Origin of the sequence: Mycetocola reblochoni REB411 (assembly GCF_900163835.1) — a bacterium.
Taxonomy (GTDB): Bacteria; Actinomycetota; Actinomycetes; order Actinomycetales; family Microbacteriaceae; genus Mycetocola_B; species Mycetocola_B reblochoni.
This window is the reverse complement of sequence record NZ_FUKR01000017.1, coordinates 1-26,992: the sequence shown is the minus strand read 5'-3', so window position 1 is coordinate 26,992 and position 26,992 is coordinate 1. Positions and strand designations below refer to the sequence as shown.

Sequence of the window (26,992 nt, the reverse complement as noted above, 5' to 3'; positions counted from 1 at the left end):
TCATGCCTGCCGACGAGCGCATCACCCCGGAGCGGGTGGCCGACGCGCCGCCCAGCCACGAGCTCAGCACCGCGGGGGTCGGGCCGTGGCCGGGCCCCTGGCCGGACGATCAGCGCTACGACCCCGAGCTGCTCGCCAACGGCGACACCCGGAACGTGATCGACCGGTTCCGGTACTGGCGCATGGAGGCGATCGTCGACGCCCTCGACGCCGAACGCCACCCGTTCCACGTCGCCATCGAGAACTGGCAGCACGACATGAACATCGGCTCCATCGTGCGCAGTGCCAACGCCTTCGGGGCCGAGGCCGTGCACATCGTCGGACGCCGCCGCTGGAACAAGCGCGGGGCCATGGTGACCGACCGCTACCAGCACGTCGACCACCACGAGGACGTCGCGGCGCTCATCCGGTGGGCCGCGGACAGGGGGTTGCCGATCATCGCCGTCGACAACGTCCCCGGCTCGGTCATCATCGAGACCTTCGCCATGCCCCGCCGGTGCGTGCTGCTGTTCGGGCAGGAGGGCCCCGGCCTGAGTCCCGAGGCGATCGACGCGGCCGATGCCGTCGTCGAGATCAGCCAGTTCGGCTCGACCCGCTCGATCAACGCCTCCGCGGCGGCGGCCGTCGCGATGCACGTCTGGGTCACACAGCACGCCGGTCTGGGCTGAGCGCTCCCGTTCGGGGGGCCGCCCGCGCTGGACGCCCGCCCCGGCCCGCGCTTGAATGAGGGCATGGCGAGAGACGATCGGGTCGACGGATCGGGCTCGGGCCTGCCCCGGCTGGTGCTGCTGCCCGAGCTCGGTGACGCGCCGGAGGTGTGGGACGCGGTTCCTCTCGACCGGCGCTTCGACGTCATCGCGGTCGATCTCACCGCCCTCGCCCGCGACGTCGCGGCGGCGGACGCTCGCGCCGATGCCGATGCCGATGCCGATGCCGATGCCGATGCCGATGCCGATGCGTCCCTCGCGGACGGTGTCGTTGCCGCCCTCCCCTCCGTCATCGCCCTGGCATCGGACGAGCTGCGCCCGCGTGACGACTCGGCCGCGCCGCCCATCGTCGTCGGGCACGGCTGGGGCGCCCAGATCGCGCTGGGCTACGCCTCGCGGTTCCCTGTGGCCGCGCTCGTCCTCGTCGACGAGGTGCTCGACCTCGCCTCCCGCCTCGAGGAGCTGGACGGCCTCGACGTTCCCGCCCGCAGGGCCGAGATCCTCCCCGCGGTGTCGGGCGACCTCCCCGAGGCGGTCCGCCTGCACAGGGAGGGGCTGCGGTCACCCGTCGGCGAGCTGCTGGCGGCCGCCCACCCCGTGCTGTTCGGCGACGTCGACGACCTCGTCGCCGCCGAGGACGCCGCCGACCGGCTGTGCCGGATCCCCGGGGACGCCCCCGTGCTCTCCATCCACGGCAGGGACCCGGGGGATGAGTACTCGATGTGGCTGAGGCTCCGGGTGCCGACCGCGGTCATCGAGCTCTGGCCGCACGGAGGGCACGACCCGCAGCTGGGCGAACCCTCGCTGTTCGTGCGCCGGCTCGTCGTGCTGGCACAGGAGCTCGACGCGCGCGGCTGAGCCGGAGCGGGCACGACCGCCGGGCCGCTCCGCGCCACGGCCCGCCCGCGCGGTCCTCCGGTCCGGAGCGGCCGGCCCGCCGGCGGTCAGCCGATGAGGCTCGGCTGCAGGTCGCGCAGCGTGCGCGACCTGGTCATCCGCATGACGCCGATCGCCGAGAGCACCAGGCTGCCCAGCAGCACGCAGGCGAGCACGATGGCGTCCGTCCCTGCCTTCGACAGGTCCCCTCCGTACATCAGCTGTCTCATCCCGTCGACCGCGTACGACATCGGCAGGTAGTGGTGGAGCCAGGCCAGCGGTTGCGGCAGCGTCTGCCAGGGGAACGTCCCTCCCGCGGTCACAAGCTGGACGACCATGAGGATCAGCCCGATGAACTGCCCGACGCTGCCCAGCCACACGTTGAGCGTCATGATGATCGCCGCGAAGGTCATCGACGCGAGCGCCATGAGCCCATAGGTGGCCAGGGGGTTGGACACGCTGAAGCCGAGCGTCCCCGCCACGATGCCGAACAGGGCGAGCATCTGGACCGAGCCGAGCAGGGCGGGGGTCACCCACCCGGCGAGCGTCACACGGATCGGCCGGTTGATCGCCGTGACCGCGCGGGCGGAGAACGGCTTGAGGATGAGGAACAGCGCGTAGATGCCGATCCACGCCGCCAGGCTGACGAAGAACGGGGCGAGCCCCGCACCGTAGGTCCCCGCTGAGGTCACGGCGGTGTTGCTCAGGCCGACGGGGTCCGCGATGGTCGTGGCCTGCTTGGTCCGCAGCTCGGCACTGGAGTCGGGCAGCTGGTCGATGCCGTTCTGCAGACCGTCGCCGAGCGTGACGAGCCCGTCGTGCAGCGTGTCGAGCCCGTCGTGCAGCTCCCCGAGCCCCTCGGTGAGGGTGTCGCCGCCGTCGTGCAGCGTGCCGAGCCCGCTGTGCAGCTCCGTCGCCCCGCTGGCGGCCCGGTCCGCACCGCTGGCGAGGCTGTCGGCCCCGTCGCTCAGCTGGGAGATGCCCGAGGCGAGGGCCGGCGTCGCGTCGGCGAGGCGGCGCGCGCCGTCGGCGACCGACTGGGAGCCGCTCGCGAGGGTGTCCAGCTGCTGGGTCGTCGACTGCACGGTCGAGTCCGCCTCGTCGACGAGCCCCCCGACGGTATCGACGCGCTCCATGATGCGTGCGATCTGGTCGTCGCTCAGTCCCGTCTCGGCCAGCGCGGCGGCGACGTCGTCCCTCGCGCCCGACAGCCGCGAGTGGATCTGGGAGGAGTCGGCGGCGAGCGTGTCCGCCACCTGCGCGATCTTCCCGTTGCCGGCGGCGACCTGCGCGGCGCCGTCGGCGAGCTGCGCGGTCTGGCCCGGCAGCGCCGCGGTCTGGTCCTCGAGGGTGCCGAGGCCGTCGGACAGCGTGTGCGCACCGCTGGCGAGCTGGGAGGTCCCGTCGGCGAGCGTGCCCGCCCCGTCCTCGGCGCTCGCGATGCCGTCGGTCAGCTTCGTCGCGCCGTCCTCGGCGCTCGCCGCGCCCTTCTCGGCGCTGGCCGCTCCGTCGATGAGCTTCACCGTCCCGTCGTGCGCGTCGATCATCTTGGTCCTGATCTCGGCGAGGCCGTCGAGCATCGTCTGCGCCGACTGCCGGTTGACCGTGCGCACGATCTGGGTCTGGATGGTCTTCACCGCCTGCTCACCGATCGTCCCGGCGAGGTAGCTGTTGGCGTCGTTGGTGGTGAGCAGCACCTCGGCCTGGTGGGGGTCGTCGCCCGAGGACGAGTTGAGCGCCTCGGAGAAGTCCTTCGGCAGCGTGACCGAGAAGTCGAAGGTGCCGTCGGCGACGCCGCGAGCCGCTCCGGCTGCGTCCGTTCGAGACCAGTTGAAGGTGCCGTCCGCGATGAGGTCGTCGGCGACGTCCTGGCCGTGGTTGACCGTCTCGCCGTCGTCGCTGACGCCGGCGTCGTCGACGACGAGGGCGACGGGCACCTGGTCGAGCTTGTCGTAGGGGTCCTGGTTGGCCCACAGGTACAGCCCGCCGTAGAGCAGGGGGACGATCATGAGCGCGAGGAAGGCGAGGCGGGACATCGGCGTCGCCCAGAGGCGGGCGAACTCGGCCCTGACGAGGGAGAAGATCTTCATGCGCGCGTGTCCTCTGTGCGTGTCGTGTCGGTCGGTGTGGTGTCGGTGCCCGGGGGGTTCGCGTTCTCGCTGTCGCTGCCGCTGCCGCTGCCGCTGTCGCTGTCCTCGGCGTCGGTGTTGTCATCGCTGCCGTCGCCCGCCGGGTCCTCGGCGTCCGGGGAGGGCGCCTCGTCGTGCTCGGGGTCCGGCTCCGCGGGCGCGAGCTGCTCGTCGGCCTCGACCCCCGTCCCGCTCAGGGCAGCCGGGAGCGGCTCGAGCTCGTCGGTCTCGCCGCGGTGTGCCGGCGTCGGTCCGGCGTCGAGCGCGCTGCGCGCTGCGGCACCGGCGATCACCATGACCGCGAGCCCGCGCGCGGCGAGCTCGAGAGCGACGCCCCACCAGCCCTCCGGCTCGCCGCCGTGCCGGTCGGGGGACACGATGACCATCCCCGCGATGTCCGGGCGCCGTGCCGCCAGCTCGGTGAGCAGCCGGATCCGCAGCACCGGGGCGAGGTCGGCCATGGCCGTGTTCGCCTGCGCGCGGAGCCCGAGCTCGTCAAGCACGCGGTTCACCGCGATCGGGTGGCTCCGCTGTCCGGCGAACGCCAGCTCCTCCGCGGCGACCTCCGCGACGGTGACGTCACCGTGCGGCTCGCTCACGACGGGGGCGTCGACGAGGGCGACCCTGCGCCGGATCCGGCGGCGGTCCTCCTGGCCGTTGAGCGTGAGGGTGCCGGTGTCGGGGCGCATCCGCCCGGACAGGATCAGCCCGAGCACCGTGGGCCGCTGCGCGGTCTCCGCCAGCACCATCCGGGCGCTGCCCGAGGCCATGCTGACGCTGCAGCGCGGGAGGGCGTGGCCGCTCCGGCCCTTGCTGATCCCGATGGCGTCGATCTTCATGCGAGTTCTCCGTTCGAGGAAACGGTCGGGGCCTGGCCGTGCACGGCGCGGAAGCGCTCGAACACGATCTGGGCGTCCGGACGGCTGAGCCCGGCGGCGCCCAGGCCGCTGAGGACGATGAGGGGCAGCGCCTCGTCGGCGGGCACCCGGTCGCGGGCGACCGAGTCGAGGACGCCGAGCGCGGTGCTCTCGACGAGCACGGCGACGGTGTCGGCCGGCAGGTCGTCGGGGAGTCGACCCGAGCGGATGCCCGTGTCGATGATGGCGCGCAGCTGCGCCCGCAGCGGCTCGAGGGTCGTCGCGACGTCGCCGCGGTACGGGTCCTGCAGGGCCAGGGCCGCGTTGACCCTGATGGCGGCGATCTGGTCCCAGATCCGGGCGGCGATGAGCGCGATCGCCAGGAGCGGGTCGCTGTCGTCGATGTGTCCGACGTGGTCGGCGATGCGGGTGGCGCCGCGCTGGATGACGACGCGCATGAGCTCCTCCCTGCTGCGGAAGTGGCCGTACAGTCCGCGCCGGCTGAGCCCCGCCCGCCGGGCGATCTCGTCCAGGCTGGCGGCGGGGTTGTCCCTGAGCACCTCCATGGCGGTGCTGATCAGCTGCTCGCGATTCTGCGCGGCGTCGCGCCTGGTCGCGCGGACGGGGGTGTCGGTCATCCCTCCATCGTAGAACTTGCACACCGATGTGCAAGTTCTATCGCGGCATCCGGTCGTCATCGGCGGGGATTTCGCGGATGACGAACTCGGTCGTGTCCGCTTTACGGTCCACACCCATGGTGACAGGCTCGAATCAGGCCGGAATTCCGGCCCTCCGCGGTGAGAAAGGATCCTGCTCCATGACATCACTCGACTTCGGCCCCCTCGTCCTCGGCGGCAACACCTTCGGCTGGACCTCGGATCGGGACGAGAGCTTCGCCGTCCTCGACGCCTTCATCGCCGGTGGCGGCCGCGCCATCGACACCGCCGACGTCTACTCCGCCTGGGTTCCCGGCAACAGCGGGGGCGAGTCGGAGACGATCCTCGGCGAGTGGCTGGCCTCCCGCGGCACGCGCGACGACGTCGTCATCGGGACCAAGGTGTTCCAGCACCCGCAGCGGCCCGGCCTGCACCCGGACAACGTCAGGGCGGCGGTCGACGACTCGCTGCGGCGGCTGCAGACCGACCGCATCGACCTCTACTACGCCCACCGCGACGACCCCGAGGTCCCCCAGGAGGACTACGTCGCCGTCTTCGACGAGCTCGTCCGCGCGGGCAAGGTCCGCGAGCTCGGCGCGTCCAGCTTCGAGGCGGGCCGCCTGCGCAGCGCCGTCGACATCGCCACCCGCGAGGGGCTGACCCCGTTCACCGTGTCGCAGGACCACTACAACCTCGTCGAGCGCGGGATCGAGCACGACCTCGTGCCGACGCTCCAGGAGCTCGGCATCGTCGAGCTGCCGTACTGGTCGCTCGCGAGCGGATTCCTGACCGGCAAGTACCGGCCGGGCGTCGCTGTCGACTCCCAGCGGGCCGAGGGGGCCGGCGCCTACCTGGACGACCCCCGCAACGTGCACCTGCTCGAGGTCCTCGACGGCATCGCCGCCGACCTCGGCGCGAGCGTGACGTCGATCTCGCTCGCCTGGCTGAGCGCCCAGCCCACCGTCGCCGCCCCCATCGCGAGCGCTCGCACCGTCGACCAGCTCGAGCACCTGCTCGAGGTCTCGACCGTCCAGCTGGACGCCGCGCAGCTGTCCGCGCTGGACGAGGCCTCGCGCCGCTGAGCCCGCCACCCCGCCCTGAGGGAGCCCGGACGATCCGTCACAACCGGACCGTTCGGGCTCCTTCGCGGTAGCATGGGCTCCGTGAGCGGAAACAACCTTCTCGGAACCCCAGAGACACGTCTTCCCGCCGAGCCGGAGGTTCAGGCGGCGGTCGCCGCCGCCTCGGACATCACCGAGCTGACCGCGGTCGTCACCGAGCACCCCGCTTCGGCACTGGCCTGGGCCGCATTGGCCCGGGCCTCTTTCGTGCCGGACGAGCCCGTCGTGGCCTACGCCTTCGCCCGGGTCGGGTACCACAGGGGCCTCGACGCCCTGAGGCGCAACGGCTGGAAGGGCGCCGGGCCCGTTCCCTGGTCGCACGAGCCCAATCGCGGCGTCCTGCGGGCCCTGTACGAGCTCCGCCGGGCCGCCGAGGCCATCGGTGAGACCGACGAGGTCGCCCGCCTCACCGACTTCCTGAGCGACGCCGACGAGACCGTCATCGCCCAGATCGAGACCGAGGACCTGCCGCGCGACCCCGCGCCGCCCACCGAGGCCTTCGTCATCCGCGGCCGGGACTAGCCCCGCGCCCCGCCGCCGAACCGCCAACCACCCGCAGCAACCGAAGGGGCATTGAGACATGCCAGGAATCGTGATCGTCGGCGCCCAGTGGGGCGACGAGGGCAAGGGGAAGGCGACCGACCTCCTCGGCAGCCGCATCGACTACGTCGTCAAGTTCAACGGCGGCAACAACGCCGGCCACACCGTCGTCGTCGGCAACGAGAAGTACGCGCTCCACCTGCTGCCCTCCGGCATCCTCACCGAGGGCGTCGTCCCGGTGATCGGGAACGGCGTCGTCATCGACCCCGAGGTGCTGTTCCAGGAGCTGGACGCGCTCAGCGCACGCGGCGTCGACGTCTCGCGGCTGCGCGTCAGCGCCAACGCCCACGTCATCACCCACTACCACCGCACGCTCGACAAGGTGACCGAGCGCTTCCTCGGCAAGCGCCAGATCGGCACGACCGGCCGCGGCATCGGCCCGGCCTACGCCGACAAGATCAACCGCGTCGGGATCCGCATCCAGGACCTGTTCGACGAGAACATCCTGCGGCAGAAGGTCGAGGGCGCCCTCGACCAGAAGAACCACCTGCTGGTGAAGATCTACAACCGCCGCGCGATCGCCGCCGACGAGATCGTCGACGAGCTCCTCGGCTACGCGGAGCGGCTGCGCCCCTACGTCGGGGACACGGCGCTCGAGCTGCACCAGGCGATCACGGAGGGCAAGAACGTCCTCTTCGAGGGCGGCCAGGCCACGATGCTCGACGTCGACCACGGCACCTACCCCTTCGTCACGTCCTCGAACGCCACCTCCGGCGGCGCCGCGACCGGCTCCGGCGTCGCGCCGAACCAGATCCACCGTGTCATCGGCATCGTCAAGGCGTACACGACGCGCGTCGGCTCGGGCCCGTTCCCGACGGAGCTGTTCGACGCGTCCGGCGAGTACCTGCGGGCGACCGGCTTCGAGTTCGGCACCACCACGGGGCGCCCGCGTCGCGTCGGCTGGTACGACGCCCCGATCGCGCGCTACACCGCCCGCATCAACGGCGTCACCGACTTCGTCCTCACCAAGCTCGACGTCCTCGACGAGCTGGAGACGATCCCCGTCTGCGTCGGCTATGAGATCGACGGCGTGCGCGTCGACGAGGTGCCCGTCTCGCAGTCCGACTTCCACCACGCCGTCCCCGTGTACGAGGAGTTCCCCGGCTGGCGGGAGGACATCACCGGTGTCCGCGAGTTCGACGATCTGCCGCAGAACGCCCGTGACTACGTGCTCGCGCTCGAGCGCATGTCGGGTGCACGCATCTCGGCGATCGGTGTCGGCCCCGGCCGGGACGCCATCGTCGTGCGGCACGACCTCATCGACTGACCCCGCGCAGCACGCCCGACGGCGGCCGACCCCACCGGGCCGGCCGCCGTCGCCGTGCGCGGGGCCACGCGTCGTTCACCGTTCGGCAACCTGCGGGTCCCGCCGCCGTCATCGGCGTCTCGTAGCGTCGGGGCACGGCCCCCGCAGATGGGCGTCGCCCGTGTGCGGAGGGGAGCGCGTTGATGACTCTGATCGAGGACCCGGTGGCCACCGCGCCGCCACGCGCCGTTCCGCGGCCGACCGTCGCCGCGCTCAGCTTCCCGGGAGCGCTGGTGGACACCGGCGCCGCGCTCGAGAACGCGATCATGGACGTGTACTACGAGTCGCCGCTCCTGACGGTCTTCGGCAGCCCCGACGAGGTCAAGGCGGTCATCAGGGCCGGCGCGGAGCGGACCTCCCTGTCGCTGATCCGCAGTCTGACGCGGAGCGAGGACCACGCGCGCCGCATCCACGCCGCCGTCGAGCAGGCCTACCGCCGTCGCGTCCTCGCGGCCGCGGCGCGGCCGGGAGCCGTCGCGCTCATCGAGCGGGCGAAAGACGCCGCGCTCAGCGTGGTGCTCACCACCCACCTGAGCAGGGCCAACAGGGAGGCGCTGCTCGACCACCTCGGCTGGCGCGGCCTCGCCGACCTGCTGCTCGGCCCCGACGAGGCCGGTCGGCCGGCCCCCGCCCCCGACCTGGCGCTCACCGCGCTGCTGCGCGCCGGAGGGGCGGACGTCGCCGAGCTCCTCGTCGTCGCGGCCACGCCCGCGGAGGTCGCTGCGGGGGTGCACGCGGGCAGCGCACGGGTGATCGGGGTCTCGGCCGACACGGAGACCGCCGCGCGGCTCGCGCGGGCGGGCGCGCACGCGGTCGTCTCCGACCTCGCGGGGGTTCCCGCGGTCGCGGGCGTCTGACGCGGCGTTCCCGGCGGTCTAGGCTCGGGGAGGCGGCACGGTGCTCGCCGACCGTCCGAAGGAGCCGCATGCCCGCCCGCCCCCGCTCGTCCTGGCTCGTCTACCTGCTGATCGGCATGGCCGCCGGCGTGCTCTCCGGGCTGTTCGGCGTCGGCGGGGGCATCCTCATCGTGCCCGCGCTGCTCGCGTTCGCCGGCTTCGACCAGCGTTTGGCGGCGGGGACCTCGCTCGCCGCGATCATCCCGATGTCTTTGAGCGGTGTCGTCGGCTACGCGCTCGGCGGGCACGTGGACGTCCTCGCCGCCCTCCTGCTCGTGGCGGGCTCGGTCGGCGGTGCGCAGCTCGGCAGCGTCCTGCTGTCGCGGCTGCCCAAGCGGGTGCTGCAGCTGTGCTTCATCGTGTTCATCCTCGTCGTCATCGTCTCGCTGTTCCTCGTCGTGCCCGCACGCGACTCCGACATCGGCATGACCCCGCTGCTGGGTGCCGCCCTCGTCCTGCTCGGTCTGGTCACCGGGGTTCTCTCGGGGATCCTCGGGATCGGCGGCGGGATCATCATCGTCCCGGTCCTGATCATGGTGTTCGGCGCGAGCGACCTCGTCGCGAAGGGCACCTCGCTGCTGATGATGGTGCCGACCGCCCTGTCAGGGACGATCGGCAACGTCGTGCGGCGCACGGTGGACGTGCCCGCCGCGGCGGTCGTGGGCGTCTCGGCCGCGCTGACGACCCAGCTCGGCGTGCTCGGCGCGCAGGCGCTGTCCCCGCGGGCGGCGTCGATCGTGTTCGCCGTGTTCCTCATGGGGATCGCCGTGTTCCAGATCCGGCGATTCCGCCGCGGCTGACGTCGGCGGCCCCGACGGTCGCCCCCCGGCGTGGCACGACGCGCGCTCCTGGGATACTAGGCGGATGAGCGTCTGGGTTGGGTCCGCGGTGCACGGCGGCGAGGGGGACGCGCTCCTCCGGCTCGACGGCGCCGATCGGGACGGCACCCTCACCCCCGTCCTCCCGGGACGGGACGACGTCCTCCGCGGGGTCGTCCCCCATCCGGTGCGCCCGCTCCTTCACCTGGTCTGGCGTCAGCCCGACGGCGGGCTGCTGCTCGAGGCCGTGGGCACCGCCGACGGCCCCCGTCCGCGCCCGGCCGGGCGGCTGGCCCTCGGCGCCGGTGCCGGTCGGCGACCGGCTGCCGCCACCGAGGGAGAGGACGAGGGACCCGTTCGCGGCCTCGTCTCCCGGGCAGGGTCGCTTCTGGTCGCCGCGGGCCACGCCGGGCTGGTCCGCGTCCCGCTCGGCGAGGACGGGCTCTGGCGCGACGGGGTGCGCGCGCGCTCCGCCCCCGAGCCCCGGGACCCGTACGCGGGCCGCGGAACCTCCCTCGCGTGGGCGGAGCGGAACGTGAGGAGCGAGGAGCGCGAGCCGGACATCGACCCCGCCGCGATCGCCGCCGCGCTGGGAGCGGAGCGCTCCCTCGGCGGCGCGGCGCGGCAGCAGGGCGACCTCCTCTCCGGGCTCCTGGACCGGGCGGGCGTCTCCGTCGGCCCGGACGGCAGGCTCGCGGCGGCGACCGCCACGGAGGAGGCCGAAGCCGTCCCCGAGCGCGACAGCGATGTGGCCGACGTCGCCGCGCTCCCGGACGGGCGCGTGCTCAGCACCGACAGGGGCAGGGACACCGTCCGGCTCTGGCTGCCCGTCGGCGACGGGTTCGCCCTCGGCGCGGAGTGCGTCCTCCCCTTCGGCAGCCGCCCGTCCGCGATCGTGCCGCACCCGAGCGGTCACGTGTACGTGGTCGCCGAGGCGGAGTCCCGGCTCGCGGTGCTCGTGCTCCGCGGCGACGAGCTGCGACTGCACGCCCTGGTGCCGCTGCTCAGCGACGGCGCCGAGAGCGGGGACAGGGTGAGCGCCCTCGCCCTCGGCCCCGGCGCGCGGTCGGTGCACGCGGCGGTTGCGGGGAGCGGCCGGCTGTCCTCCCTCGCGATCGGCGGCGACGGCTCCGCTCTCCGGCCGGTCGGCGACGAGGCCGTCGCCGGACGACGACCCCTCGGTCTCACCCTCGACGGTCGTGAGCTCCTGCTCGCCTCCGGCGACGACGGCTCCGTCACCGCTCACGGTGTGGGACGCTCCGGCGCGGCGTCGGCTGAGCTGCGGCGCTGGCCGGTCCCGGCCGCCGAGCTCGTCGTGCCCGCCCCGCCCGGCACTGTGCCATCCTGAGGGTGCGCCACATCAGCCAGCCCCCGGAGGTGCCATGCTCGACCGTCCCGCCGCCGTCCCGTTGATCGGCTCCGCCGTCCGGCTCGACCCCCTCGCCGACGCCGACGCCGAGCCGCTGTTCGCGGCCATCTGCTTCCCCGAGGTCTTCACCGGGGGCTACGCGGGCGGGCCCGGCGCACGGCCGGACACGGTCGACGGCTTCCGGAGCATGATGGACGGCTACCTTCGGCGAGGCGGCGAGAACATCGTCTTCACGGTGCGCCTGATCGGCGGCCCCGACGACGGTGCCGTCGTCGGGACGACGAGCCTCGGCCACATCGACCCGGCCAACGAGCTGTTGCACCTGGGCTGGACCGCCTACGCGCCGGCCGTCTGGGGCACGGTCGTCAACGCCGAGACGAAGCGCCTGCTGATCCGGCACGTCTTCGACGCGGGCTACGGTCGCGTCCACATCCAGGCCGACTCCCGCAACGAGCGCTCCCGTCGGGCGATCGAGCGTCTCGGCGCCCAGTTCGAGGGCGTGCTGCGTCGCCAGCAGCGCCGGGCGGACGGCAGCTGGAGGGACACCGCCGTGTACTCGATCCTCGCCGCCGAGTGGCCGGGCATCGAGCTGCGCCTCGACGAACGGATCGCGGCCGCCGTGCGCCCCGTCGTCCTCGGCGAGGCCAGGGCCTGAGTCGTTCGCGGTGGCTGACGAGGACGGCTCGATGAGCGGGAGCGGGAGCGGGAAGGCGCGGAGGGGGCCCGAGCGCCGCCTCGGCCTCACCCCCGCGCGCATTATCGACGCGGCCAGGGAGCTGTCGCACGGTCGCGGCCTCAACTCGTGGACGATCAGGGACCTCGCCGCCGCCCTCGACGTCGCGCCCTCGGTGATCTACCACCATGTCGGCGGGCGCGATCGCATCGTCCGCGGCGTGGTGGAGCGGCTGCTGGGCGAGCTCCGGCCGCCGTCGGCCGAGCTGCCGTGGCAGGAGTGGTTCCGCACGTTCTTCTACTCGGCGCGGCCGCTGTTCGCGCCGTACCCGGGTGTGGCGAAGTGGCTGGTCATGCACGGGCCCACGTTCCCCGGCATCGAGGCGTTCCTCGACGCGGGGATTTCGACCCTGGACCGTGCGGGGTTTCCGCGGCCTGCGCTGGTCTACGCGATGCTGACCAACTCGGCGATGCTGAGCATCACCAGGAACGATGACCGTCTCGAGGCGGGCGACGACGGGCCGCGCGACCACGCCACGATGCGACGGCTCTTCTCCGGGATCGGCGCGGACAGCCCCGGCATCGGCCGGATGATCACCGAGGTGCTCGGGCCGCTGTCGGACGATCCCGAGGGCGGGGGAGAGGCCATCGACGCGGAGTACTACCGGCTGCTCGTGGAGTCCTTGATCGCCGGTCTGGAGACGCTGCTGCCGACGGAGCGCTAGCGAGCCCCGGCCGTCTGCCGCGCGGCCCGCCGTGCCGGCGGAGCCCGGTCGCCTGCCCGCCTGTGAGCGAGGTCCGTCTCCGTGTGCCCGAGGTGGTGCCCACGGCGTCGCGCGAGTCCGCGGGCGTGCTCGCGTTTTAGGTGAGCCTCACCATAAGATGGCGATTACTAGAATGACGTTCGAGTCCGTGCTCGGACACACCCTCCCTCCTCGAGAAAGGACCGCTGTGCCCGCAGCCCCGCGCCATCGCGCACTCCCCCTGAGCGTCGTTGTTGTCGCCGCCGTCACCGTCCTCACCGGATGCTCGGGCACCGCCGCGAGCAGCCCGGCCACCGCGACGACGGCCGGGACCCGCACGATCGTCAGTGAGTCCGGCACCGCGGAGATCCCGGTCGAGCCGGAGCGTATCGTCGCGCTCGACGAGCCCTCGGCGCTCAACCTGTTGAGCATCGGCATCACCCCGGATGTCGTCTTCGACTCATGGCGCACCGCCGCCCCCCGCGCCGTGCTCGAGGCCGAGGGCATCGAGATCGCCTCGACCACGTCGTTCTACCCGGAGCTGGAAGAGGTCGCCGCGCACGAGCCCGACCTCATCGTGGGCACCGCGGCGGAGGGGTTCACCGCCGGCCCCGACTACGCCAGCATCGCCCCGCTCGTCGGCGGGCTCTACAACGAGGCCGACGGCCAGCAGATCATCACCGCGTACGGCGAGTACTTCGACCGCGCCGACGAGGCCGCCCGCGTCAGCGACGTCCTTGACACGCTCGCACAGCGGGCAGCCGACGAGCAGGACGGCGACGGCACATCGCTGTCGGTCGTCATGTCCTACGCGCAGGAGAACATGCCGCTGCACATGGACGGAGCCAACTCGCTGCACGGCACCATCGCCGATGCGGGCTTCGCCCGTCCCGCCCTCCAGGATGAGGTCCCCGCCGACGGCAGTGCCTTCGGCGGCTGGACGGTGTTCTCGCCCGAGAAGCTCGCCGAGCAGAACGCCGACGTCCTCGCCGTCGCGGTCGCCGCCCAGTACAACCGGGAGGGGATCACCGACATGCCGCTCTACCCCTCGCTCACCGCGGTCGAGGACGGGCGCTCGCTCGCCGTCGACGGGGACCTGTGGTCGGGCGGCGCCGCGTTCTCCACCTACTGGGTCCTCCGGGACCTCGTGAGCATCGCCTCGGGGCAGGACGAGCCGGGGGTGGTCGGCGACGACGGCCAGCGCTGGAACGACTTCGCCACCGCGATCGGCGGCTGACATGGCCGAGCACGCGTCGGCGCCGCGGGACGGAGAGGGGGCGGCACCCGTCACCTTCCGTGAACTGGCCGCGCCCGTGCGCGGACGTGTGCTCCTGGCCGGGGCGCTGTCCGCGCTCGGTGCCGTCGGCGGCGTCCTGCCCGTCCTCTTCGCGATGGACCTCGTTCGCTCGCTCCTCGGGCGGGCGGACGGTGCGGACACGCTCGTGGCGGTCGTCGGCCTCGTCGCCAGCGTCGTCGTGTCGCAGGCGCTGACGGTCACCGGCTACGGGATCAGCCACCTCGCGGACGCCCGCCTCGCCGAGGAGCTGCGGCTGCGTCAGATCGACCAGGCTCTCCGCCTGCGACTGGACTGGTTCGCACGCGCGGGCTCCGGACGGGTCACGAAGGTCATCCAGGCCGACGTGGCCAAGGTCCACCAGCTCATCGCCCACCTCATCCCCGACACGGCCAACGGCCTCGTGCGCCCGCTGGCGAGCGTCGTATTGCTGTTCGTCATCGACTGGCGGATCGGGCTCATCGCGCTGATCCCGCTCGCGCTCGCCATCGCGAGCCTGCCGCTGATGCTCCGGAACATGGCCACGCGCTTCGCGCAGTACAACGCGGCCCTCGCCGACCTGAGCTCCGCCGTGGTCGAGTTCGTCAGGGGCATCGCGCCGATCAAGGTCTTCGAGGTCTCGGAGCGGGGACACGAGCGGTTCAGCCGCAGTGCCAGGAACCACCACCGCATGTATTCCGAGTGGATGGAGTCGACCACGAGGGGCTCGGCGCTGATGATGGCGTTCACCTCCCCCGCCTTCGCGATCGTGGTGTCCGCCGTCGGCGCCTCCCTGCTGATCGTCGCGGGCGCCGACCCTCTGCTGCTGCTGCCCGCCGTGCTGCTCAGCGCCAACATCGCCGGCCCGCTCTACCTGATGATGCAGATGACCCAGTTCCTCAGGGAGGCGCGGGGGGCGGCGGCGAGCATCGTGGACTTCCTCCGGATGCCCGGCCAGCCGGACGGCGACCCGACCGCGCGGCCCGAGGGCTCCGGCGTCGAGCTCGACGCGGTCGAGTTCCGCTACGCGGACGGGCCGACGGCGCTCGACGGGGTGAGCCTGGAGCTGACGGAGGGGACCGTCACCGCGCTGGTCGGTCCCTCGGGATCGGGAAAGTCGACCCTGGCGTCCATCGTCCCCCGGCTGCTCGACCCCGATGAGGGCCGCGTCCGGATCGGGGGTGTCGATACGCGTTCCCTCCCCGCCGCGGAGCTGTACCGCCGGGTCGCCTTCGTGTTCCAGCGGCCGTACCTGCTTCGACTGTCCGTGAGGGACAACATCCGTCTCGCCCGCCCGGACGCCGACGAGGCCCAGGTGGTCGCCGCCGCCCGGTCCGCGCAGATCCACGAGCGGGTGCTGCGGCTTCCGCGTGGCTACGACACGATCGTCGGCGAGGAGGCGACGCTCTCGGGCGGCGAGCAGCAGCGGCTGTCCATCGCGAGGGCGATCCTGATGGACGCCCCCGTCCTCGTGCTCGACGAGGCGACCTCCTTCGCGGATCCAGATTCCGAGGCCGACATCCAGCGTGCGCTCGCGGAGCTCACCCGGGGACGCACCCTGCTTGTGGTCGCCCACCGGCTGCACACCATCGCCTCGGCCGAGCAGATCGCCGTCCTCGAGCGCGGCGAGCTGGCCGAGCGGGGCACGCACGACCAGTTGCTGGAGCGCGACGGCCTCTACGCACGGATGTGGCGCAGCTATCAGATCGCCAGGGACAGGGGCGACGTCCCCGAGGAGGGGGATCGATGATCCGGCGGCTGTACGACATCGCCGACGCCGCGGCCCGACGGAGGCTCGTCGCCTATCTGGCGCTCACCGCGATCGCCATCCTGCTCGTCTCGGCCACGCTGGTGCTGGTCATCCCGCTGGTCCGCGCCCTGTTCTCCGCCGACCCCACCGCGGCCGTGCCCGTCATCGTGGCCATCGCCGGAACCGGGCTCGCCGCGCTCGCGGTCGACATGGTCAGCACCGTGTACGGCGAGCGCTCCGGCGCGGCACTCATCCTGCGCATGCACGAGGTCATCGGTGAGCGCATCATGCGGCTGCCGATCGGCTGGTTCGACGGCGAGCGCATCGGGGCGATCAGCACCCTGACCTCCCGCGGCGTCGCCTTCGCCGCCAACGCGCCCAACTCGTTCCTGCGCCCGGTGTGGCAGGCGACGGCCGTGCCCCTGATCGTCGCCGTCGCCGTCGTGGTCGTCGACCCCGCCGTCGGCGCGGCGATGCTGCTCGGCGGCATCGCGGTCGTGCTCGTGTGGAGCGCGGTGCGGCGGAGGGAGGGCCTGCTCCGTCTCCGCTCGGACGAGATGAACGAGGCGGCGGGTGCACGCGTGCTCGAGTTCGCCTCCGCACAGCCCGCCGTCCGTGCGGCCGGCCCCGACTCGCTGGCCGAGCGTGCCGTGCGTGAGGCCGTCGCTGCCCAGCGGGCGGCCACGGAGAGGGTCCTCTCCGCGAGCAACCGCGGCATGGCCCTCTACGACCTCGTCGCCTACGGCACGATGCTCGTCGTCGTGGGGGTGCTGGTCTGGCGCACCGTTCAGGGCGGCCTCGACGGCCCCACCGCGGTGGCGCTTCTGATCCTTCAGGTGGTCGCGACCTGGTTCGCCTCGCACGGGCTGCCGTTCGGTGAGGGCATCGACACCTCCAACCGCACGCTCGCGCAGATCGACCGGCTGATGACGGCCGAGGTGCTGCCCGAGCCGGACACGCCGGCCGCGCCGCGGGATGCGGGGGTCGCCTTCGCGGACGTGACCTTCGGCTACCTGCCCGAGCAGCCGGTCCTGAACGGAGTCTCGTTCGAGGCCCCCTCCGGCGGCATGACGGCGATCGTCGGGCCGTCCGGCTCGGGCAAGAGCACGATCGCCCGGCTCATCGCGCGCTTCGTCGACGTGCAGGCGGGGTCGGTGCGTATCGGCGGCGTCGACGTGCGCGAGCTCGGCACACGGGCGACCCTCGCCCAGGTGTCGGTCGTGTTCCAGGACGTCTATCTGTTCGAGGACACCCTGCGCGAGAACATCAGGCTCGGCCGTCCGGACGCCGACGACGCGGAGGTCGAGGAGGTCGCGCGGCGCGCCGGCGTGTCGGAGATCGCCGACCGTCTGCCCGACGGCCTGGACACCCGGGTGGGTGAGAGCGGGGGGACGCTCTCCGGTGGCGAGAGGCAGCGGGTCTCCATCGCCCGCGCGCTCCTGAAGGACGCGCCGATCGTGCTTCTCGACGAGGCCACGGCGGCGCTGGACGTCGAGAGCGAGGCGCTCATCCAGCGCGGCCTCGCCGAGCTCGCCGGACGGAAGACGCTCATCGTCATCGCCCACCGGCTGCAGACCATCCGACAGGCCGAACGGATCGTCGTCCTCGACGGCCGGGGCGGGGTCGAGGCGGTCGGCGACCACGCGACGCTCCTGGCGACGAGCCCGAGCTACGCCCGGTTCTGGACGGAGCGGAGCGGCACCCTCGACTGGCGCATCGATGCGGGGTGACGCACCCGGCGCACGGGCGGCGGTGCTTTTGTTCGGTGCCGTGCTGCTCGTGCTGCTGGCCGCGGGCAGCCTGTTCGTCGGTGCGGGCGACGTCGCGCCCGACCGCGTGCTCCCCGCCGCCCTGGGCGGAGGGACGGGCGACACGGCCACGATCGTCCGTGAGATGCGCCTGCCCCGCACACTCAACGCCCTGCTGGTCGGCGCGGCGCTCGGGGTCGCCGGTGCCGTCATGCAGGCGCTGATCGGCAACCCCCTCGCCGATCCGGGACTGCTCGGCGTCAACGCGGGGGCGGGTCTCGCCGTCGTCATCGCCGTCGGCGTCGTCGGACTGAGCAGCGCCGACGCGTACATCGGCTTCGCACTGCTCGGCGCCCTCGTCGTCTCGCTGTTCGTGTACGCGCTCTCGCTCACCGTCGGACGGGGGTCGCCGTTCACGATCGTGCTCGCCGGCGTCGCCGTGACGGCCGTCCTCACCGGGGTGTCCACGGCGCTCGCCGTGCTCGACTCTGCCCGCTTCAACGCACTGCGCGGCTGGATGTCCGGCGACGTGGCCGCGCGCGAGCTCGACGCGATCGGCACGGGCGCGCTGGTGATCGTGCTCGGCGTCGTCGTGGCGTTCGCCGTCGCCCGACCGCTCGGTCAGCTCGCGCTCGGCGACGACGGGGCACGCGGCATCGGCGTCCGAGTCGGGCGGACGCGGCTGGGCGCAGCCATCGCGGTGATGCTGCTGGCGGGAGGGGCGACGGCGCTCGGCGGGCCCATCCTTTTCATCGGGCTCATGGTGCCGCACCTGGCGCGTGCGCTCGTCGGGCACAGGCTCGGCTGGGCGCTGGCGTACAGCGCCGTGGCCGGGGCGGCCCTGCTGCTGCTCGCGGACGTCATCGGCAGGGTGGTCATCCCGCCGGGCGAGGCGCCGGCGGGTCTGATCACGGCGGTCATCGGAGCACCCGCCCTGGTCGCCCTGGCCCGCGGGGCCACCGGTCGCGGCGTGGGGGCCGTGCGATGACGGGTCCATCGCTCGTCGACTTCGGCCGGGCGCGGCGTGTGCTCAGGGTCGGCCCGACGTCGACGGTGGTGAACACCCGGACGGTCGTGCTCGTCGTCGTCACGCTCCTCGGCGGTGCCGCCGCCTTCAAGCTGTCCGTGTCGCTCGGCCGGTACCCCGTCCCCCTCGACCAGGTCGCCGACATCCTCGGCGGCGGCGACCACGGCTTCAGCAACCGCGTGGTGCTCGAGTGGCGGCTGCCCCGCGCGCTGGCCGGGATCGTCTACGGTGCGGGGCTCGGTGTCGCGGGGGCCATCGTCCAGTCGGTCACGCGCAATCCCCTGGGCAGCCCGGACGTGGTCGGCATCGGCGCGGGCGCGTACACGGGCGCGCTGCTGGCCTCGATGACGCTGGGCGGGTCGTGGGCGGTCACGGCCGCCGCGCTCGCCGGGGGCATCGGCACCGCCGTGATCGTCTTCGCGCTGTCCTCGGGCTCCGGCCTGTCCGGGACCCGGTTCATCGTCGTCGGGATCGCCGTCGCCTCCGCCCTCACCGCGGTCAACTCGATACTCGTGCTGCGGATGAGTACGCGCGCCGCCACCACCGTGAGCATCTGGGGGCAGGGCACGCTCGTCGACGTGTCGGCGGCCGAGCTCGTCCCCTCGGCCGCCGCGGTCCTGCTCCTCGCCGTGCTTGCCGGCGTGCGGGGCCCCGCGATGCGTCAGCTGGAGCTCGGGGACGGCGCGGCGGCGTCCACGGGCGTCTCCGTCGGCCGCTCCCGGGTGCTGCTGCTCTCGATCGCGGTGCTGCTCACAGCCGTGATCACCAGCGTGACGGGACCCATCGCCTTCATCGCGCTCGTCGCCCCCCAGCTCGCACGCCTGCTCACCGGCGGAGGGGGGACGGGCCTGCTCGGCTCGGCCGCCGCGGGGGCCCTGCTGCTGGCCGCGTCGGACGTCGCCGCCGCCCACCTCTTCCCGATGTCGTTGCCGGTCGGCGTGGTCACCGCCGTCCTCGGCGGCGGCTATCTGCTCGCGCTCGTCCTCAGGGAGGCCAGACGACCATGATCGAACTGCGCGACGTCACCGTCGGATACGGAGGGACCAGGGTGAGCTCGGGGCTCGACCTCGTCGTCCCCGAGGGCTCGGTGACGATGATCGTCGGGCCCAATGGCGGGGGCAAGTCGACCGCCCTGCGGACGCTCGCGCGCCTGCTGCGACCGAGCAGCGGGGCCGTGCTGCTCGACGGGGCCGACATTCGCGGGATGCGGACGACGGAGCTCGCCACGCGGCTCGGGCTGCTCGCGCAGCAGTCGCCGGTTCCCGAGGGCATCCGCGTCGCCGAGCTCGTTGCCCGTGGGCGCTATCCCCACCAGGGGCCGTTGCGACGATGGAGCCGGGACGACGCCGCAGCCGTCGCCGAGGCGATGGAGATCACCGGGGTCGCGGAGCTGTCGGCCGAGCCCGTCGACCGGCTCTCCGGCGGGCAGAGACAGCGCGTCTGGATCGCAATGGTCCTCGCGCAGCAGACCCCGCTCCTCCTGCTCGACGAGCCGACCACCTTCCTCGACCTCGCCCACCAGCTGGAGGTCCTCGAGCTGTGCCGCGCTCTCGCCGCCGAGCGCGGCCGGACCGTCGTGGCCGTCGTCCACGACCTCGCCCAGGCTGCGCGTTTCGCCACGCATCTCATCGTCATGCGTCAGGGAGCCGTCGTCGCCTCCGGTCCGCCCTCTGAGGTCGTCACTCCCCAGCTGATCCGTGACGTGTTCGGTGTCGAGGCGACCGTGGGCATCGACGCAGACAGCGGTGTGCCGACGGTCGTGGCGCTCCGCACGGTCCGACCGGGACGCCCCGTCGTCCTCGGCGACGACCGGGCCTGAGCGGCGGCTCGTCCGGCGGGAGGACGGTCGCGATCCGCCGGGCCGACGACCGCCGCGGGCGCCGGGACGATCCTTGAGGCATGACCCCTTCGATCCTCACCGCGCACCGTCTGCTCAAGAGCTACGATCGCGCACCAGCCCCCGCCCTCGACGAGGTGAGCATCCAGGTCGCCGCCGGCGAGTCCGTCGCGATCATGGGCCCGTCCGGCTCGGGGAAGACCACTCTCCTGCATGCCCTCGCCGGGATCGTCCCCGTCGACGCGGGGCAGGTCACCTTCCACGGACCCACTGGCGCGGTCGAGGTGTCGTCCCTGTCAGAGTCGCGGCGCTCGGCGCTCCGGCGCGACCACTTCGGCTTCGTGTTCCAGCAGGGGCTCCTCATCCCTGAGCTCACCGCCGTCGAGAACGTCTCCCTCCCGCTGCTGCTCGCCGGATACCGTCGCCAGGACGCCGAGTCGCGCGCCGCGAGCTGGCTGGACGCGCTCGGACTCGCCGGGATGGGCGGGCGCCGCATCGGCGAGCTGTCCGGCGGCCAGGCCCAGCGCGTCGCGATCGCGCGCGCCCAGGTCACGGGCGCATCGATCGTGTTCGCCGACGAGCCGACCGGCGCGCTCGACAGCGCCACCTCCGTCGAGGTCCTCGATGCGCTTCTCGGCTCCACGGTGGGGCAGGGGCGCACGCTCGTCGTCGTCACCCACGACGAGGACGTCGCGGCCAGGTGCGCACGGATCGTGCGGCTGAGGGACGGGCGCATCCGTGACGACTCCGCTCCGCGCGGAGCGGCGGCGACCGGGGGGCCGCGGTTCGCCGGTGCGGGCTGGAGCGCGGACGAGGACGGCTCGCTCTGATGACCGCGACGACCCCCGCACCCTCCGTCCCGGACATCCCCGCCCGCCTGCACCGGGGGCGTCCCCGCATCGCCGCCATCGCGTGGCGGCTGTCCCGCCCCGGCGGGCAGAGCGCCGCGGCCGTGGTCCTGCCCGTCGTCGCGTTCGCGATCACGACGGCCCTGCTGCTCACCGTCCTCGGCGGAACGATGATGTTCGTCCGCACCGGGCTCGGCGACCCCGACCTCGCCGTCTACCCGATCCTCGCGGGCTTCGCCGTGGCACTGCTCGTCGTCCCCCTGGTCTCCCTCGGGGGCTCCGCCGCCCGGCTCAGCGCCAGGCGCAGGGACGACCGGCTCGCCACGCTGCGCCTGATCGGCGCGACGCCGGCCCAGGTCGCCCGCATCACGGTCCTCGAGGCGACCGCTTTCGCGCTCGCCGGAGCGCTCGTCGGCGCCGTGCTATACCTCGCGGCGACCCCTGCGGTCGGGCTCGTCCGATTCTTCGGCGAGCCGATCGGCGCCGGGTCCCTGTGGGTGGGGCTCGGGCCGCTCGGACTCGTCGTCGCGGGCGTCGTCCTCGTCGCGGCCGCCTCCGCCGCCCTGGGACTGCGCAGCGTCGTGATCAGCCCGCTCGGGGTGAGGACGAAGGCGTCGGCACCGCGCATGCACTGGCTGAGGGCCGTCGTCGCCGTCGCCGTGGTGGCGGTCGTGGTCGTCGGGATGCAGAACCTCACGCTGTTCGGGCAGTTCGGCGGGATGCTGATGATGGTCGCCGCGATGCTCGTCGCCTTCGCCGTGGTCCTCGCCGTGCTGGGGCTGCTCGGCCCCTGGCTCATCGGCGTCGTCGCCCGCGCCCAGCTGCGGCGGGCGCGCACGGCCTCCGCGCTGATCGCCGCCCGCACCGTGCTGGAGTCGCCGAAGGCGCTGTGGCGCCAGGTCGGCGGCGTCGCGATGGCCTGCTTCGTCGCGGTGGTGGCTGGCAGCGGACTGGCGCTCGCCGGCGTCGCCGGCGGGGAGATGGAGGCGGAGCTCGTCGAGGACATGCACACGGGCGTGTGGATCACCCTCGTCATGTCGTTCCTCATGGTCGCCTGCTCCGTCGGGGTGAACCAGGCTGCCCAGATCCTCGACCGCCGCGACCTCTACGTCGGGCTGGACCGGCTCGGCACCCCCCGCTCGGTCATGGAGGCCGCCCGCGTGCGCGGCATCGTCGGCCCGCTGCTGACGGTCGTCGTGAGCGCGGTGATCGCGGGAGGGCTGCTGGTGCTCCCGCTCCTCGGCATCGCGATCGTCGTCGCCCCGGCGACGATCCTCACGCTGCTGCTCGTCTTCGCCGTCGGGGTCGGGCTCGTCGTCGCCGGGCTCGTCGCGTCGCGCCCGGTGCTGTCCGCCGTGCTCGCCGCGCCGGAGCGCGTCTAGACGCCGGCCCCGGCGCGGCGTCGTCCGCGTCGGGGGCGCCGCCCAGGCGGCGAGCGGTAGATTTGGGGCATGGCACCCACCTCCGACGCCTCAGCCGAGCTGCTCAGCCTCCGCAAGAGCATCGACAACATCGACGCCGCCCTCATCCATCTGCTCGCCGAGCGGTTCAAGTGCACGCAGACGGTGGGCAGGCTCAAGGCAGCCCACCAGCTGCCGGCGGCGGACCCGGAGCGCGAGCGCAGGCAGATCGATCGGCTTCGCGGCATCGCCGAGGAGTCGGAGCTCGACCCGGCGTTCGCCGAGAAGTGGTTCAATTTCGTCGTCGCCGAGGTCATCCACCACCACGAGCGGATCGCCGGCGAGTCGGAGGGGACCCGCTGATGGCCGCACGTTCCCCCCGCGACATGACGATCGCCGTCACCGGGGCCAACGCGGGCATCGGGTTCTTCTCCGCCGCGCGTTTCGCCGCCGAGGGGGCCAGGGTGGTGCTGCTGTGCCGTGACCTGGGCAGGGCGCAGTCTGCCACGCGCGCGATCCGTGCGCGGGTGCCGGGGGCGCGGCTCGACGTGATCCGGCTGGACACCTCCTCGCACGCCTCCGTCGTCGAGGCGGGCCAGGAGCTGGCGGAGCTGGACGGGCTCGACGTGCTGGTCAACAACGCGGGAGCCGTGCACGCCCCGCGCGAGCGGACCGCCACCGAGGACGGGCACGAGCTGATCCTCTCCACCAACGTGCTCGGGCCCGTGGCGCTGACCGCGCACGCGATGCCGGCACTGCGGCGCAGCCCCGCGGGCCGTGTGGTCTGGCTGGGCAGCCTGTCGACGCTGCTCGCGCCGTTCCGCCTCGACGACCTGGAGCTCGTCGACAACTACTCGGCGTGGCAGGCGTACGCGCAGTCGAAGATCGCGCTGAGCTCCATCGGCTTCGAACTGAACCGGCGCCTCGTCCGCGACGGCTCGTCCGTCCGGTCGCTTGTCGCGCACCCCGGCTATTCGATCGGCGGCCGGACCCCTCGGGTGCCGGGCGTGAACGAGCCGACCAGGATCAAGCGCTTCGGCGACAACCTCATCGCGTGGTTCACGCAGGGCAAGGACGCCGGGTCCGACCCGGTCGTCCGTGCGGCACTCGACGGGTTGGCCCAGCCGGACCTCGACGCGGGAATCCCCGTGTTCTACGGCCCGGACGCGATCACCAAGGGCAGGGCGGTCAGGGCGAGGCCGGCGACCGTGACCACCGATGAGCGCATCGCCGGTCAGCTCTGGAGTGCGCTGGGGCGCCTGACGGAGCTGCCGGAGACGTCCGCGCGCTGAGCGGGGCTGCCGAGGGGGCGATACGCGTCGGCGCCGGCCGCTCGTGTTCCCGCACCGCCGCCGGCGTCCGCATCAGGAGCAGGTGTCGGGTTCGGCCCCCGACTCGACGGCGTCGACCCACGCGTCCAGGTCGTCGAGCAGCGGCGACCCCGGCTCGATGACGCCCATGTGGCTGCGCCCGGGGTACTCGTGGGCCTCGACGGCGCGGTCCTCGGCGCACAGCGAGGCGGCGAGCGCACGCTGGGTGGCGATCGGGACGACCTCGTCGTCGATGCCCTGGCCGAGGAACAGCGGTGCGGGGACGATGCCGTCCGCGACGTTCTGGGCGAGCCGGTCGTGCGTCGGGCCGGTGTCGAGGTCGAGGCGGTACAGCGGCGCGTCCAGGCGGAGCGCCGTCCCGACGAGGACGGACACGAGGGTCGGCGTCTCGATGACGCAGCGGCTCGCGAAGGCACGGACGATGCCGTGCCCCGCCGGGTGCACGGTCGCGTCGAGGGTGACGTCGGGGTACTCCGCGGCGTAGGGCACGAGCACGAGCGAGGTGACGACGGCGCTCAGCGCGCTGCCGCCGCCGCCCGTCACCCGCTGGGCCAGCGTCAGCGGGTCGGCCGCGGCGGAGAGCGCGGCGACGCCGGCGACGGTGAGCTCCGGCGCGTACTCCTCGGCGATCTGGCCGGCCCAGAGCGAGGCATGCCCGCCCTGCGAGTGGCCCCAGAGCCAGGTCCGCGTCGAGGCACCGACGGCGTCGATCCGGTTCACCGCCCTGACGGCGTCGAGGGTGGCCCTGCCCTCGCCCTCGCCGACGAGGTACGGGTAGCGGCCGGCTGTTCCCTGGCCGGGGTAGTCGGTCGCGACGACCGCCCAGCCGCGGGCGATGGCGCGGCCGATGCCGGGGACGGCCTCCTCGGTGAGCGCGTCCGTTCCGACGCTCGGACCGCAGGAGCGTGCGACGCCCGTCGTCCCGTGCTGCCAGGCGAGCACGGGCCGCGGGGCGACGGCGGCGGCCGAGGGATAGGCGACGACGGCGCTGGCGAGGGCGACGGAGCCGTCCGAGCGTGTGGTGACGTACAGGATGCGGTCGGCGACCGCGCCGGACGGGACCTCACCGTCGTAGGGGGCCGTGCGGAGCACCGCCCCCGGCTCGTCGGGGATCGGCTCGTCCCAGTGGTAGAAGTCGTCGACCCGGGCGGTGTCCGCGGTGAGGGCGAGCGATCCTGCGGCCGCCCCGCCGGAGACGAGGAGCGCCACCGAGGCGGCAATGATCCCGAGCGCGGCGCGTCCGCGGCGATGCGGGCGCCTCGGCGCGCCGTCGGGCGTGGCGCCCCTGATCGCCGTCCAGACCGTCCGCACCCCCGCCACAGCGATGCCGATGGCCGTCGCCGCACCGGCCGCGATCGTGGCGACGTCGGGCCAGACGCCGCACAGCACGGCGGCGATCAGGCCGGCTGCCGCCCAGAGCGCGCCGGTCCAGCGCGTCCGGCCCCGTCGGCGCACGGCGGCGACGAGCAGACGGACCGCGTTGGCGACGAGGGCGAGGGCAAGAGCGACGGGGAGCGCGACCGCCGCGCGGGGCAGACCCGCGACGATCCCGACCGCCAGGACGACGAGGACGAGGGCGGCGACGATCCGCACCGGTCGACGCGGACGGCCGGCGACGACGCGGACGGCGATGCCGATCAGCCCCACCGCGAGAAGCACCAGCAGCACGATCACGCTGGTCAGCGGCCGGACGACCAGCAGGACGCCGGTTGTGACGAGCGCGACGCCGATCAGGGCTGTGCAGACGCGGGCCGTCGTGCCGCGCGGCGGTGGGGGAGAGATCACCCGTCAAGGCTATCGGCGGCAGCGAGGCCGATCGCTCAGATGAGGCGGCGGAGCAGCTCCGTGGGACTCGTGCCCTCCGCGCGGGCGCGGGCGAGCAGTCGCTCGTGCTCGCGGGTGTCCAGCTCGAGAACGAGCTCGTGCGTCTGTGCCTCCGGCTCGTCGAAGTCGAACAGTGTGTCGTGGCCCCGGCTGTCCGCGGCCGGTGCCCCGTTCCTCCCGGGGCTATGGCCGGGCGCCCGGTCCTCGGCGGGTGCGGGGCCGTCGGCGTGCGCGGTGGTCGCTCCCGCGGCTGCTCCGGCCGAGAGGGCCGACCCTGCTGCGACGAATCCCGGACCGGTCGGCACCGCGGTTCCCCGTTGGTACGCCTCCGCTGCGGCTCGGGCGCGGACGTCGGCCGCCTCGTTCAGCGGGTGACCCGCGTGCCCCTTGACCCACTCGAAGCGGTAGCGGCGGCCCTGGATCGCGGCGTCGAGCTCCGCGAGCAGCTCACGGTTGAGGACGGGCTTGCCGTCGGCCTTCCTCCACCCCTTGCGCTTCCAGCCGGGCATCCACTTGGTGACGGAGTTGATGACGTACTGGCTGTCGCACAGCACGAGCAGGTCGTCGTCGAGGTGTGCCGTCGCGCGGAACAGCTCGAGGACGGCCTGGAGCTCGCCGATGTTGTTCGTCCCGTGCGGCCATCCGCCGGCCGCCCAGTGCTCGTCGTCGACGTACCAGGCCCAGCCGGCGGGGCCGGGGTTGGAGAGGGCGGATCCGTCGGCTGCTGCGGTGATCGTCACGGAAGCATCGTATCGAAGCGCCTCGCGGTGAGCGGACGTCGCCCGATGGGCTGAGGGGTGAGGGGTGAGAGCTCAGGGCTGAGGGCTGAGGGGTGAGGGCTGAGGGCTCAGGGCTGAGGGCTGAGGGCTGAGAGCTCAGGGTTCAGGGCTGAAGGTTCAGGGCTCAGGGCTCAGGGTTCAGCGCTCGTAGGGTGCAGCGATAGCGTCTGCGGTCGGGCCAGCGCGGGTCGGTCTCGTCCAGTGCGACCACGGCGAAGCCGAGTCGGCGATAGAACCCGACCGCGTCGTCGTCGGTCTCCGCGACGAGCGGGAGATCGGGGGCGAGGGCGCGCACGGCGGCGACGAGGAGCGCGCCGAGTCCCGATCCTGCGCGGGAGCCGTCGACGGCGATGTACTCGAGCACGATCGCCCCGTGCCCGTGCCCGTGCCCGTGCCCGTGCCCGTGCCCGTGCCCGTGCCCGTGC

26 protein-coding genes are annotated in these 26,992 nt (G+C 73.3%); 20 read left to right on the top strand and 6 right to left on the bottom strand.

The window, feature by feature from the left end; all coding sequences use genetic code 11:
* The first annotated feature begins 2 nt into the window (after positions 1 to 2).
* The gene (locus FM119_RS02730; protein WP_087136162.1) at positions 3 to 668 is read left to right on the top strand and encodes a TrmH family RNA methyltransferase; all 666 of its coding nucleotides are present in this window, start codon (positions 3 to 5) and stop codon (positions 666 to 668) included.
* A 63-nt stretch (positions 669 to 731) separates the two neighbouring features.
* Positions 732 to 1,565, top strand: coding sequence for an alpha/beta fold hydrolase (locus FM119_RS02725; protein ID WP_087136161.1), 834 nt, complete (start codon positions 732 to 734; stop codon positions 1,563 to 1,565).
* 86 nt (positions 1,566 to 1,651) lie between these two features.
* On the opposite strand, the gene FM119_RS02720 is transcribed toward FM119_RS02725, so the two are convergent.
* From FM119_RS02720 to FM119_RS13470, 3 genes are read right to left on the bottom strand one after another with little or no spacing between them, the layout of a single operon-like run.
* On the bottom strand, positions 1,652 to 3,673 hold the full coding sequence (locus tag FM119_RS02720; RefSeq protein ID WP_087136160.1) for a YhgE/Pip domain-containing protein: 2,022 nt from the start codon (positions 3,671 to 3,673) through the stop codon (positions 1,652 to 1,654).
* Positions 3,670 to 4,551, bottom strand: a complete 882-nt coding sequence (locus tag FM119_RS02715; RefSeq protein ID WP_179205171.1) for a hypothetical protein — start codon at positions 4,549 to 4,551, stop codon at positions 3,670 to 3,672. Before FM119_RS02715 ends, FM119_RS02720 begins: the two co-directional genes overlap by 4 nt.
* Entirely contained in the window at positions 4,548 to 5,207 is a 660-nt protein-coding gene (locus FM119_RS13470) for a TetR/AcrR family transcriptional regulator (protein ID WP_179205170.1), read from the bottom strand. The genes FM119_RS02715 and FM119_RS13470 overlap by 4 nt, the downstream gene beginning before the upstream one ends.
* Before the next feature lie 179 nt (positions 5,208 to 5,386).
* On the opposite strand from FM119_RS13470, the gene FM119_RS02705 reads away from it, so the two are divergent.
* From FM119_RS02705 to FM119_RS02620, 18 genes are all read left to right on the top strand, one after another.
* On the top strand, positions 5,387 to 6,307 hold the full coding sequence (locus tag FM119_RS02705; RefSeq protein WP_179205169.1) for an aldo/keto reductase: 921 nt from the start codon (positions 5,387 to 5,389) through the stop codon (positions 6,305 to 6,307).
* Positions 6,308 to 6,388: 81 nt separating this feature from the next.
* Positions 6,389 to 6,868, top strand: a complete 480-nt coding sequence (locus tag FM119_RS02700) for a DUF3151 domain-containing protein (protein WP_420845563.1) — start codon at positions 6,389 to 6,391, stop codon at positions 6,866 to 6,868.
* Positions 6,869 to 6,926: 58 nt separating this feature from the next.
* Entirely contained in the window at positions 6,927 to 8,213 is a 1,287-nt protein-coding gene (locus FM119_RS02695) for an adenylosuccinate synthase (protein WP_087136158.1), read from the top strand.
* 182 nt (positions 8,214 to 8,395) lie between these two features.
* Positions 8,396 to 9,109, top strand: a complete 714-nt coding sequence (locus FM119_RS02690) for an HAD family hydrolase (RefSeq protein ID WP_087136157.1) — start codon at positions 8,396 to 8,398, stop codon at positions 9,107 to 9,109.
* 68 nt (positions 9,110 to 9,177) lie between these two features.
* Complete coding sequence (locus tag FM119_RS02685; protein ID WP_087136156.1) at positions 9,178 to 9,948, top strand: sulfite exporter TauE/SafE family protein; 771 nt, start codon at positions 9,178 to 9,180, stop codon at positions 9,946 to 9,948.
* Between the two features lie 64 nt (positions 9,949 to 10,012).
* A complete protein-coding gene (locus tag FM119_RS02680; RefSeq protein WP_143822606.1) occupies positions 10,013 to 11,314 on the top strand; it encodes a beta-propeller fold lactonase family protein in 1,302 nt (433 codons plus the stop codon).
* A gap of 34 nt (positions 11,315 to 11,348) precedes the next feature.
* Entirely contained in the window at positions 11,349 to 11,990 is a 642-nt protein-coding gene (locus FM119_RS02675; protein WP_087136154.1) for a GNAT family N-acetyltransferase, read from the top strand.
* Positions 11,991 to 12,021: 31 nt separating this feature from the next.
* The gene (locus FM119_RS02670) at positions 12,022 to 12,732 is read left to right on the top strand and encodes a TetR/AcrR family transcriptional regulator (RefSeq protein WP_087136185.1); all 711 of its coding nucleotides are present in this window, start codon (positions 12,022 to 12,024) and stop codon (positions 12,730 to 12,732) included.
* 172 nt (positions 12,733 to 12,904) lie between these two features.
* Positions 12,905 to 13,987 (top strand): ABC transporter substrate-binding protein, encoded by a 1,083-nt coding sequence (locus tag FM119_RS02665; protein ID WP_179205168.1) that lies wholly within the window; start codon positions 12,905 to 12,907, stop codon positions 13,985 to 13,987.
* Position 13,988: 1 nt separating this feature from the next.
* Positions 13,989 to 15,773, top strand: coding sequence for an ABC transporter ATP-binding protein (locus FM119_RS02660; protein ID WP_087136152.1), 1,785 nt, complete (start codon positions 13,989 to 13,991; stop codon positions 15,771 to 15,773).
* Complete coding sequence (locus tag FM119_RS02655; RefSeq protein WP_087136151.1) at positions 15,770 to 17,503, top strand: ABC transporter ATP-binding protein; 1,734 nt, start codon at positions 15,770 to 15,772, stop codon at positions 17,501 to 17,503. The genes FM119_RS02660 and FM119_RS02655 overlap by 4 nt, the downstream gene beginning before the upstream one ends.
* On the top strand, positions 17,493 to 18,509 hold the full coding sequence (locus tag FM119_RS02650) for a FecCD family ABC transporter permease (RefSeq protein ID WP_087136150.1): 1,017 nt from the start codon (positions 17,493 to 17,495) through the stop codon (positions 18,507 to 18,509). The genes FM119_RS02655 and FM119_RS02650 overlap by 11 nt, the downstream gene beginning before the upstream one ends.
* On the top strand, positions 18,506 to 19,555 hold the full coding sequence (locus FM119_RS02645; protein ID WP_087136149.1) for a FecCD family ABC transporter permease: 1,050 nt from the start codon (positions 18,506 to 18,508) through the stop codon (positions 19,553 to 19,555). Before FM119_RS02650 ends, FM119_RS02645 begins: the two co-directional genes overlap by 4 nt.
* Complete coding sequence (locus tag FM119_RS02640) at positions 19,552 to 20,367, top strand: ABC transporter ATP-binding protein (RefSeq protein WP_087136148.1); 816 nt, start codon at positions 19,552 to 19,554, stop codon at positions 20,365 to 20,367. The genes FM119_RS02645 and FM119_RS02640 overlap by 4 nt, the downstream gene beginning before the upstream one ends.
* 80 nt (positions 20,368 to 20,447) lie before the next feature.
* Positions 20,448 to 21,215 carry an ABC transporter ATP-binding protein gene (locus FM119_RS02635; RefSeq protein WP_087136147.1) on the top strand — a complete coding sequence of 256 codons (768 nt, stop codon included), beginning with the start codon at positions 20,448 to 20,450 and terminating at the stop codon, positions 21,213 to 21,215.
* Positions 21,215 to 22,615 (top strand): FtsX-like permease family protein, encoded by a 1,401-nt coding sequence (locus tag FM119_RS02630; RefSeq protein WP_087136146.1) that lies wholly within the window; start codon positions 21,215 to 21,217, stop codon positions 22,613 to 22,615. The genes FM119_RS02635 and FM119_RS02630 overlap by 1 nt, the downstream gene beginning before the upstream one ends.
* Before the next feature lie 69 nt (positions 22,616 to 22,684).
* On the top strand, positions 22,685 to 22,996 hold the full coding sequence (locus tag FM119_RS02625) for a chorismate mutase (RefSeq protein ID WP_087136145.1): 312 nt from the start codon (positions 22,685 to 22,687) through the stop codon (positions 22,994 to 22,996).
* A complete protein-coding gene (locus tag FM119_RS02620; RefSeq protein ID WP_087136144.1) occupies positions 22,996 to 23,925 on the top strand; it encodes an SDR family NAD(P)-dependent oxidoreductase in 930 nt (309 codons plus the stop codon). Before FM119_RS02625 ends, FM119_RS02620 begins: the two co-directional genes overlap by 1 nt.
* 72 nt (positions 23,926 to 23,997) lie before the next feature.
* Here FM119_RS02620 and FM119_RS02615 read toward each other — a convergent pair whose 3' ends face one another.
* From FM119_RS02615 to FM119_RS02605, 3 genes are all read right to left on the bottom strand, one after another.
* Positions 23,998 to 25,749 carry a lipase family protein gene (locus FM119_RS02615; protein ID WP_087136143.1) on the bottom strand — a complete coding sequence of 584 codons (1,752 nt, stop codon included), beginning with the start codon at positions 25,747 to 25,749 and terminating at the stop codon, positions 23,998 to 24,000.
* Positions 25,750 to 25,784: 35 nt separating this feature from the next.
* Complete coding sequence (locus tag FM119_RS02610; protein WP_087136142.1) at positions 25,785 to 26,528, bottom strand: ribonuclease H family protein; 744 nt, start codon at positions 26,526 to 26,528, stop codon at positions 25,785 to 25,787.
* A 163-nt stretch (positions 26,529 to 26,691) separates the two neighbouring features.
* Positions 26,692 to 26,992, bottom strand: a 301-nt coding sequence (locus FM119_RS02605; RefSeq protein WP_143822605.1) for a GNAT family N-acetyltransferase, incomplete at its 5' end; no start/stop codon positions are given.

What these genes read in the sequence shown, in the direction of transcription:
- FM119_RS02695 (WP_087136158.1), top strand. Translation starts at nt 6,927, where the DNA reads ATGCCAGGAATCGTGATCGTCGGCGCCCAGTGGGGCGACGAGGGCAAG.
- FM119_RS02665 (WP_179205168.1), top strand. Translation starts at nt 12,905, where the DNA reads ATGACGTTCGAGTCCGTGCTCGGACACACCCTCCCTCCTCGAGAAAGG.
- FM119_RS02680 (WP_143822606.1), top strand. Translation starts at nt 10,013, where the DNA reads ATGAGCGTCTGGGTTGGGTCCGCGGTGCACGGCGGCGAGGGGGACGCG.
- FM119_RS02670 (WP_087136185.1), top strand. Translation starts at nt 12,022, where the DNA reads ATGAGCGGGAGCGGGAGCGGGAAGGCGCGGAGGGGGCCCGAGCGCCGC.
- FM119_RS02715 (WP_179205171.1), bottom strand. Translation starts at nt 4,551, where the DNA reads ATGAAGATCGACGCCATCGGGATCAGCAAGGGCCGGAGCGGCCACGCC.
- FM119_RS02685 (WP_087136156.1), top strand. Translation starts at nt 9,178, where the DNA reads ATGCCCGCCCGCCCCCGCTCGTCCTGGCTCGTCTACCTGCTGATCGGC.
- FM119_RS02655 (WP_087136151.1), top strand. Translation starts at nt 15,770, where the DNA reads ATGATCCGGCGGCTGTACGACATCGCCGACGCCGCGGCCCGACGGAGG.
- FM119_RS02690 (WP_087136157.1), top strand. Translation starts at nt 8,396, where the DNA reads ATGACTCTGATCGAGGACCCGGTGGCCACCGCGCCGCCACGCGCCGTT.
- FM119_RS02720 (WP_087136160.1), bottom strand. Translation starts at nt 3,673, where the DNA reads ATGAAGATCTTCTCCCTCGTCAGGGCCGAGTTCGCCCGCCTCTGGGCG.
- FM119_RS02645 (WP_087136149.1), top strand. Translation starts at nt 18,506, where the DNA reads ATGACGGGTCCATCGCTCGTCGACTTCGGCCGGGCGCGGCGTGTGCTC.
- FM119_RS02640 (WP_087136148.1), top strand. Translation starts at nt 19,552, where the DNA reads ATGATCGAACTGCGCGACGTCACCGTCGGATACGGAGGGACCAGGGTG.
- FM119_RS02620 (WP_087136144.1), top strand. Translation starts at nt 22,996, where the DNA reads ATGGCCGCACGTTCCCCCCGCGACATGACGATCGCCGTCACCGGGGCC.
- FM119_RS02705 (WP_179205169.1), top strand. Translation starts at nt 5,387, where the DNA reads ATGACATCACTCGACTTCGGCCCCCTCGTCCTCGGCGGCAACACCTTC.
- FM119_RS02650 (WP_087136150.1), top strand. Translation starts at nt 17,493, where the DNA reads ATGCGGGGTGACGCACCCGGCGCACGGGCGGCGGTGCTTTTGTTCGGT.
- FM119_RS02625 (WP_087136145.1), top strand. Translation starts at nt 22,685, where the DNA reads ATGGCACCCACCTCCGACGCCTCAGCCGAGCTGCTCAGCCTCCGCAAG.
- FM119_RS02730 (WP_087136162.1), top strand. Translation starts at nt 3, where the DNA reads ATGCCTGCCGACGAGCGCATCACCCCGGAGCGGGTGGCCGACGCGCCG.
- FM119_RS02675 (WP_087136154.1), top strand. Translation starts at nt 11,349, where the DNA reads ATGCTCGACCGTCCCGCCGCCGTCCCGTTGATCGGCTCCGCCGTCCGG.
- FM119_RS02725 (WP_087136161.1), top strand. Translation starts at nt 732, where the DNA reads ATGGCGAGAGACGATCGGGTCGACGGATCGGGCTCGGGCCTGCCCCGG.
- FM119_RS02630 (WP_087136146.1), top strand. Translation starts at nt 21,215, where the DNA reads ATGACCGCGACGACCCCCGCACCCTCCGTCCCGGACATCCCCGCCCGC.
- FM119_RS02635 (WP_087136147.1), top strand. Translation starts at nt 20,448, where the DNA reads ATGACCCCTTCGATCCTCACCGCGCACCGTCTGCTCAAGAGCTACGAT.
- FM119_RS02660 (WP_087136152.1), top strand. Translation starts at nt 13,989, where the DNA reads ATGGCCGAGCACGCGTCGGCGCCGCGGGACGGAGAGGGGGCGGCACCC.
- FM119_RS13470 (WP_179205170.1), bottom strand. Translation starts at nt 5,207, where the DNA reads ATGACCGACACCCCCGTCCGCGCGACCAGGCGCGACGCCGCGCAGAAT.